The following is a 17,825-nucleotide window of genomic DNA, read 5'->3' on the forward strand; positions in this document are numbered from 1 at the left end:
TTTTTTTTACCTAAATTTTGAATGAAAATGATGACCTGGGGCGAGTGGTGGATAAAAAATTTGGAAGGAATTGATGACCGAAACCGATTGGCTGGCGGACGGGAATGGGCTGAAAAAGGGGCTGTTCTGGATTGGATGATTAAGGAGGGAACGGTCTACGCGAAGGTTGGTGGACATTTCAATCAGTCCTTTAAAGTAGCCCTTCAGTTTCCATCGATGTCGTCCTCTGATCAGGAGAAAATGCAGGCGTATTTTTCTGCAGACAGCTACCGATTGTTGCAGCTTCAAAACAACATTATTCCTGCGGACATCAAACCCTTTATCCGTGAGAATATTCAGTTGGCTATTCCAACACATTTTGCTGATATCAGAATGCAGTGCAGCTGTGAACAAAGTGCACGCCCCTGCCGACATGTCAGTGCGTTGTTTTACCATTTGGCCAAGGAGATTGATCAGGATGCGCTCCTGTTTTTTCAACTACAATCGTTGGTTATAACGACAAACGTTGATCAATCAGATACTTTAGCACGACAAACGTTTGTCGCACCTTTCTTTTCGTGGTTGCAGGAGCGACTTAAAGGAGATGCCGTGATTGCGGGGCATGGTAATTTGGTGGATTTTAGTAACCTTCCTTTTTTTAACGACAAACGTTTGTCGTTTTTAAAAAATCGTGCGACTAACAGCACCACTGACGATAAATTATTACTGCTTAAAGGGTTGGCTAAGCTTAAAAAGCGAACTTCTTTCTTTGAGGATGAACTTTGTGATTCCGTTCGTGATTTTCGGGGAATTTTCAGCAAATCGGATCAGATCTCTTTGATTTTTAATGATTTGGGTGTGTTATCCTCTGTACTTCTGGAAACCAATGGGGAGTTTCAGCCCGTAAATTCGACCGCGCCGATCGCTTTGTTGATTCAGTTGTTGGTTGATTATGACGAAGCACAGTTTAGGGGGATTTCCGAAATATGGAAATGGAAGCGACAAATGTTGCGCTTTTGTGATTTGCTTTTAACACGACAAATGTTGCAGCCAAAGGTGGTCGCTAACAGCGAGCAATGGTGTTTGCAGTGGTTTCCAGCGACCTACGACCCTGTTATACGACAAGTGTTGGATGACCTAACCGCAGCTCTTCCGTGTCCAATTGCCTTTATTAAGACAAATGTTGGTATTTCGGCCTTAAGTTCAAAACAACAAACGTTGCTTGTGGCGCAGTGTATCCTGACCGACCGTATGCGCCAGCTGACGGCCACCCTTGGGCATTCTGCCAATGCGAGCGTAATGGCCAAAGCGCTGTATAGCGACCACTGTTTTTCTTTGAATGATCAGCGAGAGATGGCTTTGGCATCAAATATTGAGCAGTGGCTGGCACCTCTTCAGCAGCATGATTTTGAAACGATAATCGTCTTGCAAATGGAGGAGTCGGAGATTGAAGGACATTTTGTCCTTAGATTATTGGCGCGTGATTCCGATGCTCCTCTCGGAAGCGAGCAATCTATACGGGCATTCCTGTTGAGTGCACCAAATAGTGTACAACAGAAATTATTTCAGCGGATAGAACCACTGTGGGCACATTTTCCGGTCATGAAAACCCTCATGACGGTCGATCAGGAGGTATTAAGCTTTAATCAGCAGGAATTGAGTAATGTGTTGGTTTTTCTGTTTCCTCAACTTGAAGCGATCGGAATTGATGTTCGACTGGATAAACGCTTGCGTAAATTGGTACAACCCAAGCTCAGTTTTAAGATTACGGCAAAAGCGGAAGATGGAGAAGAGGATGGAAAGCAGCAGAAAGGACAGCTCGATATTAAATCGTTATTCAAATATGAGTGGCAAGTGGCGATCGGTGATCAGCAGGTGAGTGCTGAAGAATTTGAAAACTATCTCGAGGACATTGAAGGGGTCGTAAAAATAAAAGATCAGTATGTTCATCTTATAGCAACAGATGTCGCAAAACTGATGGCTCGCCTTCAGGATGAGCATCAAAAATTACCTTCCCATGAACTTTTTCAGGCGATTTATACCCAAAAGTATGAATCGGCACCTGTATTTATGGCGCAGGATGCTTCACAACGTTTGTCGTTATTTAATAAAGTACGACAAGTGTTGCCGCCAAAAGGATTAAAGGCCACCCTCCGCCCCTACCAGCTTGTAGGTTTTGAGTGGCTTATGCGAAATGCATCGATTGGTATGGGGGCTATTCTTGCTGATGATATGGGCCTCGGTAAAACACTACAAACGTTGGCATTTTTGTTGAAGCTGAAAGAAGAGCAACGATTGTCGTATAATAAACCGGCCATTGTCGTTGTACCGACAAGTCTGCTAACCAACTGGCAGGCAGAGATTAACAAATTCACCCCAGATATCACGACAAACGTTTATCATGGGCAGATGAATTCATTATCACCAACGTTTGACGTACTTATTACCACCTATGGTAAGGTACGGACGAGTTTTGATCAGTTGAAAAAAATCAGTTGGGAGGTGATGATTATTGATGAGGCACAACATATCAAGAATGCAGACACCAAGCAAAGTCAGTTGATAAAGTCTTTACCTTCAGTGATTAAGGTTGCTTTGAGTGGTACGCCTGTGGAGAATCGACTGATGGAATATTGGAGTATCATGGATTTTGTCAATCCATCAATTTTGGGCTCAGCTTCAGAATTTCAGCGAAAATTTGTCAAACCGATTGAAGATCAGGATTTGCAACGTTTGTCTGACTTTCACAACATTTGTCGTCCTTTCCTGATGCGTCGATTGAAATCCGATCGGTCGATTATTGCTGATCTGCCCGAAAAGATTGAGCAAAACCATTTCTGTTCATTGGCGCCTGAGCAATCTGCTTTATATCAGTCGGTAATGGAACAGGCGATGTTTAAAATGGAGGCTACAGAGCAGAAGAAGCGTTCTTCGATCATTTTGCAGCTCATCACCACCCTTAAGCAGGTTTGCAATCATCCTTTTCAATATTTGGCAAGTGGTGAACAAGCACCGTGGCTGTCGGGCAAAGCTACGGCCCTGATGGAGTTGCTGGAAAAAATTCAGCCTACGGGAGAAAAAGTGCTCATTTTCACCCAATATCGACAGATGGGGGAATTATTGCGTCGATGGATTTATCAGTTTATGGAAAGTGAAGCGATGTTTCTGCATGGTGGTTGTAGCCGAAAGGAAAGGGATGAAATGGTGACCCAATTCCAGACTTCGGCTTCGAAGCAATTTTTTATTTTGTCGCTGAAAGCTGCAGGTACAGGCCTGAACCTGGTGCAAGCAACACATGTCGTACATTATGACCTTTGGTGGAATCCTGCGGTAGAGGCACAGGCGACAGACCGTGCCTATCGAATTGGGCAACAGAAGAATGTGATGGTTCACCGACTGATCAGTAAAGGTACTTTTGAGGAACAGATCAATCAGTTGATTCAGAAGAAAAAAGTGCTTGCTGATGAGGTTGTACAGGCGGGGGGAGAATGGATAGGAAATTTGCCCGATGAGGAATTAAAACAAATATTTAGCTTGAAAGAGGAGTAATATGGAGCGACGAAAAATAGAACAAATTCATCCCGTGTTATGCTGGCGAATCCGTCAGGAGGTGATGTATCCGCAGGAAGAATTATCTTTTGTGGCCATTGAAGGTGATGAGGAGGCGATTCATCACGGTTATTTTCTGAATAATGAACTGCTGGGCGTACTCTCGTGGTTCATTGATGGGGAAGAGGCGCAATTCCGAAAATTCGCTGTCAAAGAAAAAGTGCAGGGGCAGGGAATTGGAACTGAAATGCTGCAATATGGCTTGGCGGAAATGCGAACGCTCGGCATTCGGAAAGTGTGGTGTAATGCCCGCTTGGAAAAACGGGCTTTTTACGAACGTTTCGGACTCAGCTGTACCGACCAACAATTTGTGAGGCACGGCATTTCTTATGTGATCATGGAGTTAAAAACCTGACCACGGTTGCCACTGGGGTGATCTGTGACGGCATTGCGTGGTGCTTTAGTATTTTATCGGACTATCAAACACGAGTGATTTCATCGCCCCTGAACGAGCAATATTATACTCCCGCCTTATTCCTTTTGGAGATTGGTACAGGGATTGATTACCTTTGGTGCAGGCCATTCCAATTTAACGAATGGTGATTTAGGCAAAAAGATAAGTGTGAGATGTTAAAGTTCTTTATGAAAACGAAGGCCCCACTCGAGGAGGCAAAGGTGAAATCTTTTTTGGAGAAAAAAGGCTATGAGCTGACGTCGGATTTCGGGATCACCTGGCATGTAAAAGGACAGGATTTCTCTGCGCAGGATAAAGCGGACTTACAAGAATTTTTGCAGCAAGACGAGCTGGCCATTGAATGGATTGGGCAGCAATCTTTTGTCATTAAGCAATAGTTAATTTGCCCACCACAATAAACATTGTCGTGACGATCTGCTTGTATTCATATGTGGATGTTGCGAATTTTATGTTTGTTTTTTTCTGTGGCAATGATGACTGATGATATCGCTTTTGAGGCGCCTTTAAATGAGTGGAAACTCCCCAAATCCCTGAAGGAGTTTTCAGGAATGACGATTCTTCCCAACGGCCAAATAGCCATGGTACAAGATGAAAAAGGGGTGATTTATTTCTTTGATCCTGACACGGGAGAGGTGGTGGATGAGCTGAAGTTCAAGAAAAAGGGGGATTTTGAAGGGATTACTTTCCTTTCAGGTCATTTCTATGTGTTGCAAAGTGATGGCCACCTGTTCGAGGTGAACGCCACCAGCAAACAGGAGCGTTCCTATCGCCTGCCTTTTGATGCCGACAATGACCTGGAAGGCATTACAAGCGATGGCCGTTATCTGTATGTTTGCCCCAAAGAAAATAGCGGCCTTTATGGTGCCGAAGCAAATAACAAGATCATTTGGCGATTAGATCCACGGGATTTTTTTCTGCCGCCCAAAGCGGTCATCAGCCTGTCTAAATCAGCATATCTTAAAAATACCAACAAAGATCACTGGAAGTCGATCGGCTTTTCGGGCATTGCTGTGCACCCCACCTCGGGGATGTTTTATGTCCTTTCCCATAGAAGCCATGAGGTGATGGTTTTTTCTCCTGATGGTGAAATAACGACCGTGTGGAGTTATCCCAAGAAATTATTGCCACAGGCTGAGGCGATCACCTTCGACCATCAGGGGCATTTGCTGATAGGATCAGAGGCAGGGAAGAAGAAGCATGGTCGCCTGTACCGTTTCAGCATAAAAAAACGGTAGCATAAAATGCTACCGCGAGGTTAGGTTGATTGGGTTATTTGTCGATTGTTGTGTTGTCTATTTTCCCTTGATAACTGATCGGGTCTTTGCGCAGAAAGCTGATATTTAAAGTCGCATTTCCGTTATCGAAGACCGTCATTTTACAGTCGTATTTTTCATTTTTATCTTTGATCGTGAAGCTGTAAGTGGTGCGGTTTTTTTTCTGGTCATAACTAATTTCCTCATCGGTCATGGGCTGATCAAACTTCACGCCTCCTTCACTACTCCCATAATCTGCACTGAAAGCACGCCCAAAATAGGGCAAATAGGCCTTGACCTGCTGTTGATCAATTTCCATGGTATAGCCATCAGTGTTTACATTGAGCACGCGCCCGCCTCGTTGTGGATTCACCTGATCCACCTTAAAGGTAAAGGCTTTTTGCTCGAGGAGTTCTTTCACTTTCATTTGCTGCTGTTGAGCTTCAAGCTTGCGCTTTTCTTTTTTGCTCACAGGTGCTTGAGCCATTAAATTACCAATCATAAAGAGTAACATTCCTGAAATTAAGATGACTTTCTTCATTTGAATAATTTTTGGTGTCTATAATTAAGAAGTGGATATTTATGCCTGTTTCCGCAGGCTTTTGGGATATTTTTTTTAGGTTCGATAATTCAACCAACCATTTTAAATTAAATAATGCGTCATCTCAAATCAACCTTTTTCATGCTGTGCCTTGTACTATGTTGTGGTATTCAGGGGCAGGCACAATATTACAGTGAAGATTTTTCAGGGCAGTGGCAACGCAGCAAAGCGTACACTTTAGCGATGTTGGATTCCTTGGCGAAAGATGAACTCGACTACCGACCGACGGCTGAAGTGATGAGCCTCAGGGAAGAATTTAATCACCTGATGAATAATTTTGGATTTTTACAATATTACGTGACAGGGGAGAAAGCCAATGAACTCACTGATTATTTGAGAAATAACCCACCGAAAAGTAAACAGGAGCTTCGTGAGGCGTTAATTTATGCTTTTGATTATGTGGGGAGTCTTGCGGAGAAATACAGCGATGAGCAGATGCAGCAAGCGGTTCCTTTCTTTAAGGAGGAGGTACAAATGCATCGCTTAGGGGTCTTTTTATTGATGCGCAACCATGTTACGCATCATCGGGGGCGAATCAGTTTAATGTTGCGTATGTTGGGGCATCAGCCTCCTAAATATGTGGGTTGGTGATCTGAAAGCCGATTTTTATCGGTTTTTTGATAAAAAAATCAGCTTTTAGCGCGAATAATAGGTTTTTACACTTTGATTATTGAGTAAGATTTATGATTATTAAGTGTAAACTTTTAAGGATATGGATATTTACAATAAGATTAAAGAGATCATCGCTGAAGGCGAGAAAGATGCTCAAGACTTCTACGAGAAGAACAACAAGGCTGCGGGTACACGTACTCGTAAGCGCATGATGGAAATTAAGAACCTTGCTCAGGATTTGAGAAAAGATGTTCTTGACAAATCTAAAGGATAGTTAAAAGACAACTGAAAAAGCCACATTTAATAATGTGGCTTTTTTTATTATATTATTTTTAGAAAACGCTCAGGCTTTCATCGCCTTATCTCTTGTATATTTTTTGTTTTCAATCCGTGATACTGCTTCCATATCGGGGTAAATTTTAGTTTCAACCCTAACGGCTCAATTGCTGAATCAGTGCCTGATGTTGTGGATATTTCTTGGAAAGAGTACGGGCGTCGGCTATTTCGAAATCTTCAAATTCAAATCCAGGAGCCACAGTGCAGCCCACCAGGGCAAAATTCCCAGATTCCTGCTCTTCCAAATTGGCGGCAAACCACGAGCCTGCATTAATCATTGAAAAAAATTGACCTCGTTCAAGGTCATTGCTGAGGCGGTGGGCAATATAAGTGCCGTCTTCCTGAATTTCATGAACAATCAGGCAGCTATTGCCCTGATAGAAATGCCAGCCTTCGTCGGAAGTGATCCTGTGGAAGGTGGAAAAGTCGGTACTTTCGAGTAAATAATAAATGGCCGTTGAAGCCACTTTCTTTTGCCCCAGCCCATTGCTGATAGGTATATCAGACCTGAAAATTTCTTTGTAATAGCCCCCTTCAGGGTGCGGAGCCAGCTCAAGTTGTTCGATCAGGGTTTTGCTGTTCATGGTAGGATTCAGTTTCTGGGTGCCCCATTTGCTCTATCAGCTGCTCTTTTCGGTAGGCTGACGGCGAGGTTCCGATGGTTTTTTTGAAAATTCTTGAAAAATAATACGGGTCATTATACCCAATATGTGCGGCGACCTGCTTGATAGTCATGTCTGAAAATGATAACAGGTCACAGGCCTTCTGCATTTTCAGACGGATATAATAGTCCACAGGGGCAAAGCCTGTTCTGGTTCGGAAAAGTTTACTGAAATAGGGGACCGACAAATTGTTTTTGTGTGCCAACTCTTCAAGCGTGATGTTATCACTGATACCAGATTTTAAAATACTGATCGCCTGATGGACCACATCGTGGCTTTTGGCATATTTTGTCCCGCGGAACTGATGCGTCCAAATAAAGCTCGAAAGGTAATTTTTAAACACCTGATTGACGTAGATCAAACTCTCCCAGCTATCTCCCATCCGCAGGATTTTGTAAATCTCCTCAAACATCGCATTGCGTTGCTCTTTACGCTCAAAGTGGGTATTGATAATAAAGAAGTCTTCTTTTTTATATTGCCCATACCAGTCGTCGGCCAATGCGCCAGAAAAGTGAATCCAATACACCGACCACGGATCTTTCGGATTAGCACCATAAGCATGTGGCTGCCCCGCAGGTAAAATACAGAAATCATTGATACTCATTTGGTACTGCTGTTGCTCATATTCTACCCACCCAGTGCCATTGTTACAATACAGCACAACATACTCATTGACCCCTTTGGCCCGCTGGCAAAAATGGTAATCAGCTCGTGGGTAATAACCTAAATCTGTCAGGAACAAATCTCTGGTCAGTGGAGCCGAACGCAGCGCATCAAAAAGATCTCGGGCAAGGTTGATTTTTCGTTTTCCTTCAGGTATCTGCGTTCCCGTATTCATCTGATCTAATTTTGTGAATTGCTAAATTACAAAATTATCTGGTATTCATTGGGAGGTAAGTTTGATGTAATGAAAACGTTTGTGGAAAAAGAGTATTACATAATTGTTAATTTTCTGTGTTTTTGTTGCTTTTTATTCAATATTAGCCTAATTTCTATATTAAATTTTACATATTGTATGATCGAAATGGATCACACGAAAAAAAACAAAGTAAATTTGATACCTTTTTTTTAAGATGAAGGCTTTTTTTAGCCATAGCAAAATTGTAAATGAAAACGTATGTAATTGAGTTTTGGAACTCGCCAGAGCGAGTAACCTTACAAGCCACAGGTGTAGAGCAGGCAGCGATTGTTGCCGCAGCAGAGATGATTAAAAAAAATACAAGATGTTATATTAAGTCGGTTTTGGATGAAGCCACTGGCAAGCAACATTTTGGATTGGTACGTTTCAGTAATTAAAAAAAGCCTCCAAAATTGGAGGCCCTAACATTTCGAATGATGAGTCAATGATTGTCTGTCTTGTCGGTAAATTTCAGACCACTATTCCCTTGATTCTAAAGAGTTTTAGGCTTAGTTGTTGGGTTCATTCAAGAACCCATCATGGTCAGCCTTAATGGTGATAAAAAGGAATTTGTAGACAAAAAACAGCCATTATTCAATTGACAGATAGAATTACTATGATTGTTGTGGGGTCTGATTTTTCAGTAATTCCATTTTTTCCCGTTCGAGCTGTTCCTGGGTAGCCCTGAGTTCTTCAAGGTTTTGTTGCAGCTCTTCTTCTTTTTCTTTAAGCTGGGTGGCTTGTATTCTCGAATCTTCGAGCAGGCTCTGGGTTTTTATATTTCCTTTGATGTTAAAAATACTCGAAGCGATCGTTTCGGAAACTTTCTCGATGAAAGCTTTCTGATGCTCCTTGTAAACATTGAAACTTGCCAGCTCAAGAACACCAAAAATCTGGTCGTTAATAATCAGTGGGGAGATCAACACACAGGTTGGTGATGCTTCCCCAAGGCCAGAGGTGATTTTCATATAGCTTTCGGGCACATCGGTCAGGAAGATGATCTTTGATTCCAGAAAGCACTGTCCCACCAGGCCATCGCCAATTTCTATGCGTTGATGCAGGTGCTTTTTACGGTCGTAGGCATAGCAGGAGATCATGTCGAGGTACTGTTCTTGTGTTTGGTGATCTTCCTCCAGTAAAAATATAGCCCCCTGATTGGATTCCGTGTATTTACAAATAAAGCTGATCACCTGATCATAAAGCTCTTCGAGTGACCTGCCCTGGTTGCGTAATACTTCGGCGATTTCTGCCTGTCCGGTGGCCGCCCAGGTGCGTTTGCTGCTTTCTTCATCGTTTTGCTTCAGGCTGTCGCGCATTTTAATCAGGGCAATTCCCATGGAGTCTTTTTCACTGAGTTGTTCAAATTCCTGGTGATAATTCCCCTTTCCTATTTCATAAGCAAAGTTTATTTTCTTCTCCAGCCCGGCGGTAAGGCTCTGCATGGCCTCGATCATTTCATGGATCTCATCCCGGTTTTTTCGACTTTCCACCGTTACAATTTCTCCCTGCGCAAGTGCGTAAAGGGTGCGCTTGAGGTTGATGATCGGTTTCACGACCTGCCTTTTGGTATATACCGAAGCAATCACACTCACCACGGCGGTCAGCAGAAAGGTGGTCAGCAGCACGAAAAAAATCACGCTATTGGCATTGGCCTTTTCCTCCTGAGCAGCACGAAGCTCGACTTTACGGTCTTCAATAAACTTTATGAGCAGGGCATCGACATTGTCTTTTTTCTCGGTGAGGTCTGTTTCATAAAGCGTGATGGCTTCTTCCACCTTCATGTCATCAATATAATCGTCTTCGGTTTGCAGTAAGCTGACGATCTTCTTTTCCAGCCAGAAAAGGCTGTCCACTCGGGCAAAGGTGCTCATCACAGGCTCCCGCAGCGAGGGCAGCTTGAGGGCAATATTATTGATGTTGTTTTTATTGTCGTCCACCTCTTTATCAAGAATGAATCGGAGCCGCTTTTTTGCCGCCAAATTCGGATTGAAAATCCAGTTGTTGGTCAGGTCAAAAGAGTTATCGACAAGTGCCTGATATTGTACGAGCTGTTCCTGAAGCGGAAAATTCACTTCCACAATCTGCTTGTCGAGTTGGTTGTTACGGTGAATGAGGAAAATGGCGAAAGCCCCGGCACCAAATACAGTGATCATGATAAATAGATAGCTGTACTGGATTTGGGAGCTGATACCAAAATATTTTTTGGTTTTCATTATTGATTCATTTTAAAGACCACTTTTACTTTTTTTGCATCCTGAATATCCTTCACAGCAACAAAACCTATCGCCCCCTCATTTTTACTCACAAAATCGATGACTTCCTTAGCACTGCCGAATTTGTCTTGTGGTTTTTCAGCATTCTGATACTGGCGGGTCATAAAGTACTTCTCCACTTTATCGGAATTCATCTTCAGTATTTTACTGTAAAACTCCTGCTGTTCCGGGCATTCAAAGTTGTAGTCCGCAGGGCGGATAAACTTATTGTTATTGGGCCATCGTTTCTTGATGCGCCGTAGCCAGAACAAGCGGACCTTTCCGGCATCGAGGCTCGTGACGGGATTATTGGGATTGACAATGACGGCCACCTGCGTCTGGGCATAAGCAGGCTGGGCGGGCGACAATAGGGCGACTGATGCGAACAGGGCCACTATAAAAGAGAGATATAATGTATTCTTCATGGTGTGCGTTGATTAAAATCCGACTGCAATCTGAAATCCTGCCCAATGGTTGAAATTGGAACTTGGAACGGGCTGATTCCCCGAAAACGGCGCCTGGTAGTCTGCGCTGTATTTGTACTCGAGTTTCACAATGGCATTAGGGGTGAAGCTATATCGCATCCCGACACCATAGGCATTGACGTACTCATTGACAAGCCTTGTGGTAGGGTAGTCGACAATAAATTGCTCATAAGAGTAGGTCAGATATGGGGTCAGTTTTTTGATGTGATATCCTGCATAGAGGAAAAAATCATCCTGAATAACACCCTGCTTTACCGGGTGGTCAGGGTCGTTGGCCTCCCAGTTCGACATATGATACTCTGTGATCAGTTCCAATGGGAGCATCCCATCCATATATACCACAGAGAAAGCACTGGTTTTAATGTCATGATTCTGAAAAATCGCCCGATAAATTCCTTCTCTGTTGGTGGTAATTCCGAGGCCCGTACTGGCGGGGTCGATGATGGCGAGCACCATGCCGTTCTCTCCGAGTGTGCTCAGGGCTTGCGCATGTAAAGGGTCGGCGGGAATAGGATCATGCTTATAGGAGTAGCCAATTCTCAGACTCTCGATAGGCTCAGCATGCAAATCAAGACCAAAACCAACACCTTTTAAAGTATTAAGGTACTGACTCGCCCGGCCGGTGAAAGCATAAGCTGAGTACCCCATATTGAACCGTGAAATTCCCCCACCTTCGAGCATAACAGTGTAGTCGGTGATGTGCGTATAGGAATTTTCCTGCAAAAAGGATGGTCGGCCGATGGTCGGTTGGGTAATTTCCCCACCACGATAAAAATTATTATTCCAGTAACCGACCGGCAGGGTCGATTTCCCGACCATCACAGCAAGGTAATCACTGAAATTGTATTTCATGAACAAGCGGTGCAGGTTAGGCTTAAACTCCAGTTCCTTTTCAGTAGCATTAAAGGAGTTCTCCAAGGTGAATTCGCCCAGGAAGGTCAGTTTTTCACCAAACGATGCGGTACTCATGATGGTAAAGACTGCCTGATCAAACTTGACGTCGGTATCATGATTGCCCTGCTGGATATTGTTGCTGTAAGTCCCGCCAGTATGTGCAAAATAGCGAATATTATAGCTGGACGAAGACTGGGCGCTCAGTGGTTGATAGTCAGCGAGCCAAATCAGGGCTAAAAGCAAGGGGAAAGTAAAAGTTTTGTTCATATAGGATAACGTTTAGGATAGGCGAAAAATGTTCAACAGTATATACGACTGATGTCTGTCAGAAAAACTGGACGAAGTAGGGGTTACTTTTTTGTCGGGTACTTTTTAGGGAGCATAGATGAATTACTGCCTGAAATTTGTATCGGGGCAAAATTAAAGTACACGCAAGCCTGTACCATTGGTGTTGTTAAAAATGGGGATAGTGGCTGTTTTGAGCTTTTTTATCGGGCTCAAACTTGGAGAGTGTCTGTCCGACCTTACATTTAAGTAAAAAGAGGCGAAGTCTATAAATAGGGGGTATAAGGCTGAACGCTCATCAAAATAGTAATATTTCAATACTGATAAGCATTACTGATTCCGAATATGACATTTATTTTTCGCATCATATCTTACATGATCTCGCTTGACCTTTGGTCTTTATTTCTTCCTGAAATGGGTTTGTTCATTGGGGCTGAAATTCATTTATCCGTCTTTAGGGCTGTTTCATGGGCTATTCCTGCTTTTTGTGGGTAAAGGAATAGTTTACAAATAAATAAAAAACTTACATGGATTTTCTGCTGTTATCATCTTGAGAAAACTAATACCAAGACGACGATGAGAAAAAACTTACTAACCAAGAAGCTGTGGGCGATAGTCTATTTGCTTCTTTTGACCACAAGTGCCTGGGCACAAAATGTTTCTTTTAATAAATCAAATCTAAAGAACCTCAACATCAGCAGTCCTACAAGCCTTAAGTTTGGGCCCGACGGTAAACTGTATGTTGCTGAAGTTTCCGGAAAGATCAAAGTACTGACCATTAACCGCAATGGAACGAACAGTTATACGGTAACCAATGAGCAGGTTATTAACTCGGTACAGAGCATTACCAACCATAACGATGACGGTACCAGTATTGGGTCGTCGGCGCGTTTGGTAACGGGCATCACCGTGAGTGGGTCCGCCGCCAATCCGGAAGTATATGTAACGTCTTCTGATATTCGCTTTGGGGCAGGAAATGCCGGCGATGTTAATTTGGACACCAACTCCGGCATTATTAGCCGCCTGACGAAAAATGGTAATGGAAGTTGGAACAAAGTGGACATTGTACGAGGCTTGCCCCGTTCAGAGGAAAACCACTCTACCAACAACCTTGAGGTGGTGAATATGAATGGCAAACCTTATTTGCTGGTCTGTTCCGGCGGAAATACCAATGCAGGGGCGCCTTCTCCGAATTTTGCCTATATCACTGAATATGCACTTGCAGCAGCGATTTTGTCCGTAGATTTAAATCAGATTAATGCGATGCCGATTAAAGGCAGCGGCAATAATCAGTATATTTATGATATTCCTACACTCGATGACCCGACAAGAAACAATGCCAATGGGATTAACAGTCCGACAGCACCAGGGTATAATGGGATTGATGTCGGTGACCCTTTTGGTGGAAACGATGGACTGAATCAGGCCAAAGTAGTAGCAGGTGGCCCTGTGCAGGTTTTTGCACCAGGTTTTCGTAATACTTTTGATCTGGTACTTACGGAATCAGGACGATTGTATGCCACAGATAATGGCGCCAACGGTGGCTGGGGCGGTTACCCGAAAAATGAAGGTCCGCAGGGAAATGCGACCAACGAATTTCAGCCTTCGCAACCAGGTTTTGTGAATAATAAAGATCACCTGCATTTGATTACGGGTGTCGGCAGTGGAAAAACATTGCAGAATTATGTGCCCGGAACGTTTTATGGAGGACACCCTTGTCCGGTACGGGCCAACCCGACGGGCGCAGGGCTCTACACCCACGATTCAGAAAATGGTGGAAATAACGGCGTAGCAGGTGGTGTTTTCCGAAACAAATGGGAAGGACTGAGCAAGAAGAACACAACACTTCCTTTTGACTGGCCTCCTGTACCTGCCAATATGGCGAATCCTATTGAAGGGGACTACAAAAACCCGACAGACGATGGTGCTGTGACGATACTGGAAAACAACACGAATCCTGTTGAAGAATATACAGCGTCCAATTTTGGCGGTAAAATGAAAGGGAAATTATTGGCAGGACGTAACCAGGGCGGAACATTACACGAAATCACCCTGAATGCAAATGGTTCTGTGAATAAGGTGGAGTCCAACAAATATAGTGTGGACGGTTATCCTTTGGGCATCGAATGTCTGTCGGATAATGAAAAATTCCCGGGTACAATATGGGTCGCTACTTTTGGTTCATCGATCGTTATTTTGGAGCCGTCAGATTATGGTGGAACCAACAACAACGACGAATGTGTGGCGCAGAATGATGCCAGCTTCAACCCGAATGCCGATTACGATAAAGATGGTTTCACAAACCAGGATGAGATTGACAACGGTAAGGATTACTGCTCTGGAGCATCGACTCCACTTGATTTCGACGGAGATAAAATCTCTGACTTAAATGACCCTGATGATGATAATGATGGTATTCCAGATTTTCAGGATCCCTTCCAAATGGGGCAGCCTTTTGATCTTCCCGTTACCAATGAATTATTCTCGGGAAATCAGCAACTCGGTGGTTTTCTAGGGCTCGGGCTTACTGGCCTGATGACCAACAACGACCCCAATGATGATTACCTGAACTGGCAAGACAAACCCAATGCCAGCAATTCAGATATTGATGATATTCTTGGAGGGGCAATTGGCGCTACAACCATGTATCAGACCACTGGCGATGCAGTATATAACAATCAGGAAAAAGCCTATCAGTATGGTTTGAAAGTAACTGCTTCCACGCCTAAATTCTTGGTACATGCCAGCGCAATTGAACCGTTATTTGACCACAAAAATTCAGAATCACAAGGGATTTTTATTGGTACTGGAGATCAGGACAACTACCTGAAGCTGGTGAAAAAAGCGGGAGGATTTCAGGTCTTGGTCGAGAACAATGGCCAAATAGCATTCCAGCAATTTTATGCTTCAGGCAAGGGGAATTCCAATATGGACTTTATGTTTGAGGTGGATCCTGCCACGGCCAAGATTGTTGTAAAATATAAATTTGACAATGAGGCAGAAAACATCCTGACCACTTATACTGCCGTAGGAAACCTCAAAACAGCTTTACAGTCTTCGGCCAAGCCCGTAGCGATTGGTTTTATCGGGACGAGTTTTGGCTCTGGGCAAGAGTTCCCAGCTACTTTCGACTTCCTGAACGCGACTTATCTGGATGGGACTCCTCCGCCAGCACCTGAGGGCAATGTGTTATACCGTGTGAATGCAGGTGGTGGGCAGATCAATGCCATTGATGGTGGAAAAGCCTGGTCTGCTGATACGAAAACGGCAAAAAGCACTTACCTGTCCAACGCAGGCTCTAACAGCACCGCAAGTTTCTCAGGAACATCATTGCACAGCAGTGTGGATGCCTCCAAAGTACCAGCAGGGATTTTCAATACCGAGCGATGGGATGCCGCAGGTGGTTCAGCAATGAAATATAGCTTTCCTGTCAGCAATGGAGAATATCAGGTGGCCTTATACCTGGGCAATAATTATTCGGGAACGGATAATGTTGGCGACCGCGTGTACTCCGTGAAAGCGGAAGGCAATACGGTGATCAGTAACTTTGACCCAGTGGCTTCTTTCGGACATAAAAAAGGAGGCGTGAAATTGCTGACCATCAACGTCAGTGACGGCGCTCTTGATCTTGAATTTATCCATAATCAGGAAAATCCACTCGTGAACGGTATCGAGGTACTGGGCGCAGGAACGGTTACTGAAAATACCTATTATCAGGACAGCGATCAGGATGGTTACGGAAACCCTTCGGTCAGTCAATCGGCCGCTTTAGCACCACAAGGATATGTGGCCAACAGCGATGACTGTGATGACACCAATAAAAATGTTAATCCTTTGGCTACTGAAGTTGCTGACGGCATCGACAATAATTGTAATGGGCAGATCGATGAAGGACTAACCGCTACAGGCGCAATTTACCGTGTGAATGCTGGTGGGCCAACAGTAGCAGCAAAAGATGGCGGCATCAGCTGGTTTGCCGATACCAAAGCCAACCCAAGCGCTTACCTGTCTTCTGCGGGAAGCAATGGCGTATACGCTGGGAAAATTACCAGCCTGCACAGCTCTGTCAATAGCGCGAAGGTGCCGACTTCAATCTTTACCAATGAGCGTTGGGATATGGCAGGAGGTGCACCAATGGAATATACCTTCCCAGTGAGCAACGGCAGCTATGTGGTCAATCTTTATATGGGTACAAAATACTCAGGAACAAATGACCCCGGTGAACGTGTTTTTGACATCATCATTAACGGTCAGGTGGTTTCGAATAACTTTGACCTGATCCCAGCTTTCGGATTTGGAAACGGGGGAGCGGTCAGCTATACGGTCAATGTTACCAACGGAAATATCAAGATTGCTTTCGGTCACGAGGTGGAGAACCCGCTGATCTGCGGTATTGAAATCCTTGGCGACGATGACGGGCAGCAAACAACCAGCACTTATTATCTGGATGCTGACGGTGATGGGTTTGGTACAGATGATAACACCATTCAGTCAAGCACAACACCTGCAGGTTACTCCATCAATGGCGGTGACTGCGACGATGGCGACAACTCGATTTACCCTAATGCTCCTGAGATTTTCGACGGACTGGACAATAACTGTAACGGTCAAGTGGATGAAGGAACCAATAACGGTGGCGGATCAAATATCCTCTATCGGGTGAATGCTGGTGGACCTGCCGTGAACGCCATTGACGGCGGACCGAACTGGGCAGCTGATACCAAAGGCGCACCTTACACTTTCATGAACAGCAGCGGCAGTAACAGCACCTATTTTGGTAATATTAGCAGTTTACACCCTTCGGTGGATGCCAACAGAGTACCTGCGGCTATTTTCAAACATGAGCGATGGGATGCTGCCGGAGGCAATGAAATTACCTACAACTTCCCAGTGCAGAATGGCACTTATACGGTGGTCTTCTATCTTGGGAATGCCTACGGCGGAACGAAAAATGCTGGCGACAGAATTTTTGATATCGAGGCTGAAGGAGTTACCGTGGTCAATGATTTAGACCTGATCACCTCTTTCGGGCACCAAAAAGGAGGCAAGAAAGTCGCTGTGGTTAATGTTAATGATGGCAACCTCAATATTAAGCTTGAGCATGTGACAGAGAACCCGCTGATCAACGGTATTGAGGTGATTGCAGGAGCGCAAAATCTACGAACATTTGCCGAAGAAGAGGCGCTGAATCAACCACCATTACAGGTGATTTCAAACACTCAGGGTTTTGCTGAAAAGCTTCAGTTTTTCAAAGCCGGAACGGCAAAAATTGTCAATACTTCTGGTCAGCAACTGATCGCCTTCCCTTCTGCGGAAGGACAGCAATATGAGCTCAACCGACTGAATTCAGGCGTGTATATCGTCTACTGGTTCAGTAATGGGCAACATTACAGCCGCAAATTTATAATAAGATAATATTTCTCAATCTCGTCTAAAATCACCTCCCCTTTGGGAGGTGTTTTTGTTTCCTCAAAAAATGCCCTTGTTCAGCATCGTGCTATTGACAAAGCTCGTTTTAAAACAGGGCGCTGAAAAATGCAGGAG

Annotated in this window: 14 protein-coding genes; 8 read left to right on the forward strand and 6 right to left on the reverse strand. The window is 44.1% G+C overall.

The window, feature by feature from the left end; genetic code table 11:
• Positions 1-21 precede the first annotated feature (21 nt).
• From AABK40_RS16085 to AABK40_RS16100, 4 genes are all read left to right on the forward strand, one after another.
• A complete protein-coding gene (locus AABK40_RS16085) occupies positions 22-3,528 on the forward strand; it encodes an SNF2-related protein (protein ID WP_338398134.1) in 3,507 nt (1,168 codons plus the stop codon).
• Between the two features lies 1 nt (position 3,529).
• Complete coding sequence (locus tag AABK40_RS16090) at positions 3,530-3,943, forward strand: GNAT family N-acetyltransferase (RefSeq protein WP_338398135.1); 414 nt, start codon at positions 3,530-3,532, stop codon at positions 3,941-3,943.
• A 227-nt stretch (positions 3,944-4,170) separates the two neighbouring features.
• On the forward strand, positions 4,171-4,380 hold the full coding sequence (locus AABK40_RS16095; RefSeq protein WP_332921588.1) for a hypothetical protein: 210 nt from the start codon (positions 4,171-4,173) through the stop codon (positions 4,378-4,380).
• A 57-nt stretch (positions 4,381-4,437) separates the two neighbouring features.
• A complete protein-coding gene (locus tag AABK40_RS16100) occupies positions 4,438-5,238 on the forward strand; it encodes an SdiA-regulated domain-containing protein (protein WP_338398136.1) in 801 nt (266 codons plus the stop codon).
• A gap of 34 nt (positions 5,239-5,272) precedes the next feature.
• Here the strand turns inward: AABK40_RS16100 and AABK40_RS16105 are convergent, their stop codons facing one another.
• Entirely contained in the window at positions 5,273-5,797 is a 525-nt protein-coding gene (locus AABK40_RS16105) for a DUF4251 domain-containing protein (protein ID WP_338398137.1), read from the reverse strand.
• A 141-nt stretch (positions 5,798-5,938) separates the two neighbouring features.
• On the opposite strand from AABK40_RS16105, the gene AABK40_RS16110 reads away from it, so the two are divergent.
• On the forward strand, positions 5,939-6,448 hold the full coding sequence (locus tag AABK40_RS16110; protein WP_338398138.1) for a DinB family protein: 510 nt from the start codon (positions 5,939-5,941) through the stop codon (positions 6,446-6,448).
• 121 nt (positions 6,449-6,569) lie between these two features.
• Positions 6,570-6,743 (forward strand): histone H1, encoded by a 174-nt coding sequence (locus AABK40_RS16115; protein WP_332921584.1) that lies wholly within the window; start codon positions 6,570-6,572, stop codon positions 6,741-6,743.
• A gap of 157 nt (positions 6,744-6,900) precedes the next feature.
• Here AABK40_RS16115 and AABK40_RS16120 read toward each other — a convergent pair whose 3' ends face one another.
• Together AABK40_RS16120 and AABK40_RS16125 are read right to left on the reverse strand one after the other, a co-directional pair.
• Positions 6,901-7,389 (reverse strand): cupin domain-containing protein, encoded by a 489-nt coding sequence (locus AABK40_RS16120; protein ID WP_338398139.1) that lies wholly within the window; start codon positions 7,387-7,389, stop codon positions 6,901-6,903.
• On the reverse strand, positions 7,358-8,305 hold the full coding sequence (locus AABK40_RS16125; protein ID WP_332921582.1) for an AraC family transcriptional regulator: 948 nt from the start codon (positions 8,303-8,305) through the stop codon (positions 7,358-7,360). The genes AABK40_RS16120 and AABK40_RS16125 overlap by 32 nt, the downstream gene beginning before the upstream one ends.
• Before the next feature lie 269 nt (positions 8,306-8,574).
• On the opposite strand from AABK40_RS16125, the gene AABK40_RS16130 reads away from it, so the two are divergent.
• Positions 8,575-8,763 carry a hypothetical protein gene (locus tag AABK40_RS16130; protein ID WP_332921581.1) on the forward strand — a complete coding sequence of 63 codons (189 nt, stop codon included), beginning with the start codon at positions 8,575-8,577 and terminating at the stop codon, positions 8,761-8,763.
• A 216-nt stretch (positions 8,764-8,979) separates the two neighbouring features.
• Here AABK40_RS16130 and AABK40_RS16135 read toward each other — a convergent pair whose 3' ends face one another.
• From AABK40_RS16135 to AABK40_RS16145, 3 genes are read right to left on the reverse strand one after another with little or no spacing between them, the layout of a single operon-like run.
• Entirely contained in the window at positions 8,980-10,578 is a 1,599-nt protein-coding gene (locus AABK40_RS16135; RefSeq protein ID WP_332921580.1) for a GAF domain-containing protein, read from the reverse strand.
• Complete coding sequence (locus AABK40_RS16140; RefSeq protein WP_338398140.1) at positions 10,578-11,042, reverse strand: hypothetical protein; 465 nt, start codon at positions 11,040-11,042, stop codon at positions 10,578-10,580. The genes AABK40_RS16135 and AABK40_RS16140 overlap by 1 nt, the downstream gene beginning before the upstream one ends.
• Before the next feature lie 12 nt (positions 11,043-11,054).
• The gene (locus AABK40_RS16145) at positions 11,055-12,263 is read right to left on the reverse strand and encodes a hypothetical protein (RefSeq protein ID WP_338398141.1); all 1,209 of its coding nucleotides are present in this window, start codon (positions 12,261-12,263) and stop codon (positions 11,055-11,057) included.
• A gap of 594 nt (positions 12,264-12,857) precedes the next feature.
• Between AABK40_RS16145 and AABK40_RS16150 the strand changes: the two genes are divergently transcribed.
• Positions 12,858-17,696 (forward strand): malectin domain-containing carbohydrate-binding protein, encoded by a 4,839-nt coding sequence (locus AABK40_RS16150; protein ID WP_338398142.1) that lies wholly within the window; start codon positions 12,858-12,860, stop codon positions 17,694-17,696.
• Positions 17,697-17,825: the final 129 nt, after the last annotated feature.

Origin of the sequence: Persicobacter psychrovividus, from assembly GCF_036492425.1 — a bacterium.
Taxonomy (GTDB): Bacteria; Bacteroidota; Bacteroidia; order Cytophagales; family Cyclobacteriaceae; genus Persicobacter; species Persicobacter psychrovividus.

Bases quoted from the DNA above. Each gene is read 5' to 3' on its own strand.
- AABK40_RS16085 (WP_338398134.1), top strand. From the start codon at position 22: ATGAAAATGATGACCTGGGGCGAGTGGTGGATAAAAAATTTGGAAGGA.
- AABK40_RS16090 (WP_338398135.1), top strand. From the start codon at position 3,530: ATGGAGCGACGAAAAATAGAACAAATTCATCCCGTGTTATGCTGGCGA.
- AABK40_RS16095 (WP_332921588.1), top strand. From the start codon at position 4,171: ATGAAAACGAAGGCCCCACTCGAGGAGGCAAAGGTGAAATCTTTTTTG.
- AABK40_RS16100 (WP_338398136.1), top strand. From the start codon at position 4,438: ATGTTGCGAATTTTATGTTTGTTTTTTTCTGTGGCAATGATGACTGAT.
- AABK40_RS16105 (WP_338398137.1), bottom strand. From the start codon at position 5,797: ATGAAGAAAGTCATCTTAATTTCAGGAATGTTACTCTTTATGATTGGT.
- AABK40_RS16110 (WP_338398138.1), top strand. From the start codon at position 5,939: ATGCTGTGCCTTGTACTATGTTGTGGTATTCAGGGGCAGGCACAATAT.
- AABK40_RS16115 (WP_332921584.1), top strand. From the start codon at position 6,570: ATGGATATTTACAATAAGATTAAAGAGATCATCGCTGAAGGCGAGAAA.
- AABK40_RS16120 (WP_338398139.1), bottom strand. From the start codon at position 7,389: ATGAACAGCAAAACCCTGATCGAACAACTTGAGCTGGCTCCGCACCCT.
- AABK40_RS16125 (WP_332921582.1), bottom strand. From the start codon at position 8,305: ATGAATACGGGAACGCAGATACCTGAAGGAAAACGAAAAATCAACCTT.
- AABK40_RS16130 (WP_332921581.1), top strand. From the start codon at position 8,575: ATGAAAACGTATGTAATTGAGTTTTGGAACTCGCCAGAGCGAGTAACC.
- AABK40_RS16135 (WP_332921580.1), bottom strand. From the start codon at position 10,578: ATGAAAACCAAAAAATATTTTGGTATCAGCTCCCAAATCCAGTACAGC.
- AABK40_RS16140 (WP_338398140.1), bottom strand. From the start codon at position 11,042: ATGAAGAATACATTATATCTCTCTTTTATAGTGGCCCTGTTCGCATCA.
- AABK40_RS16145 (WP_338398141.1), bottom strand. From the start codon at position 12,263: ATGAACAAAACTTTTACTTTCCCCTTGCTTTTAGCCCTGATTTGGCTC.
- AABK40_RS16150 (WP_338398142.1), top strand. From the start codon at position 12,858: ATGAGAAAAAACTTACTAACCAAGAAGCTGTGGGCGATAGTCTATTTG.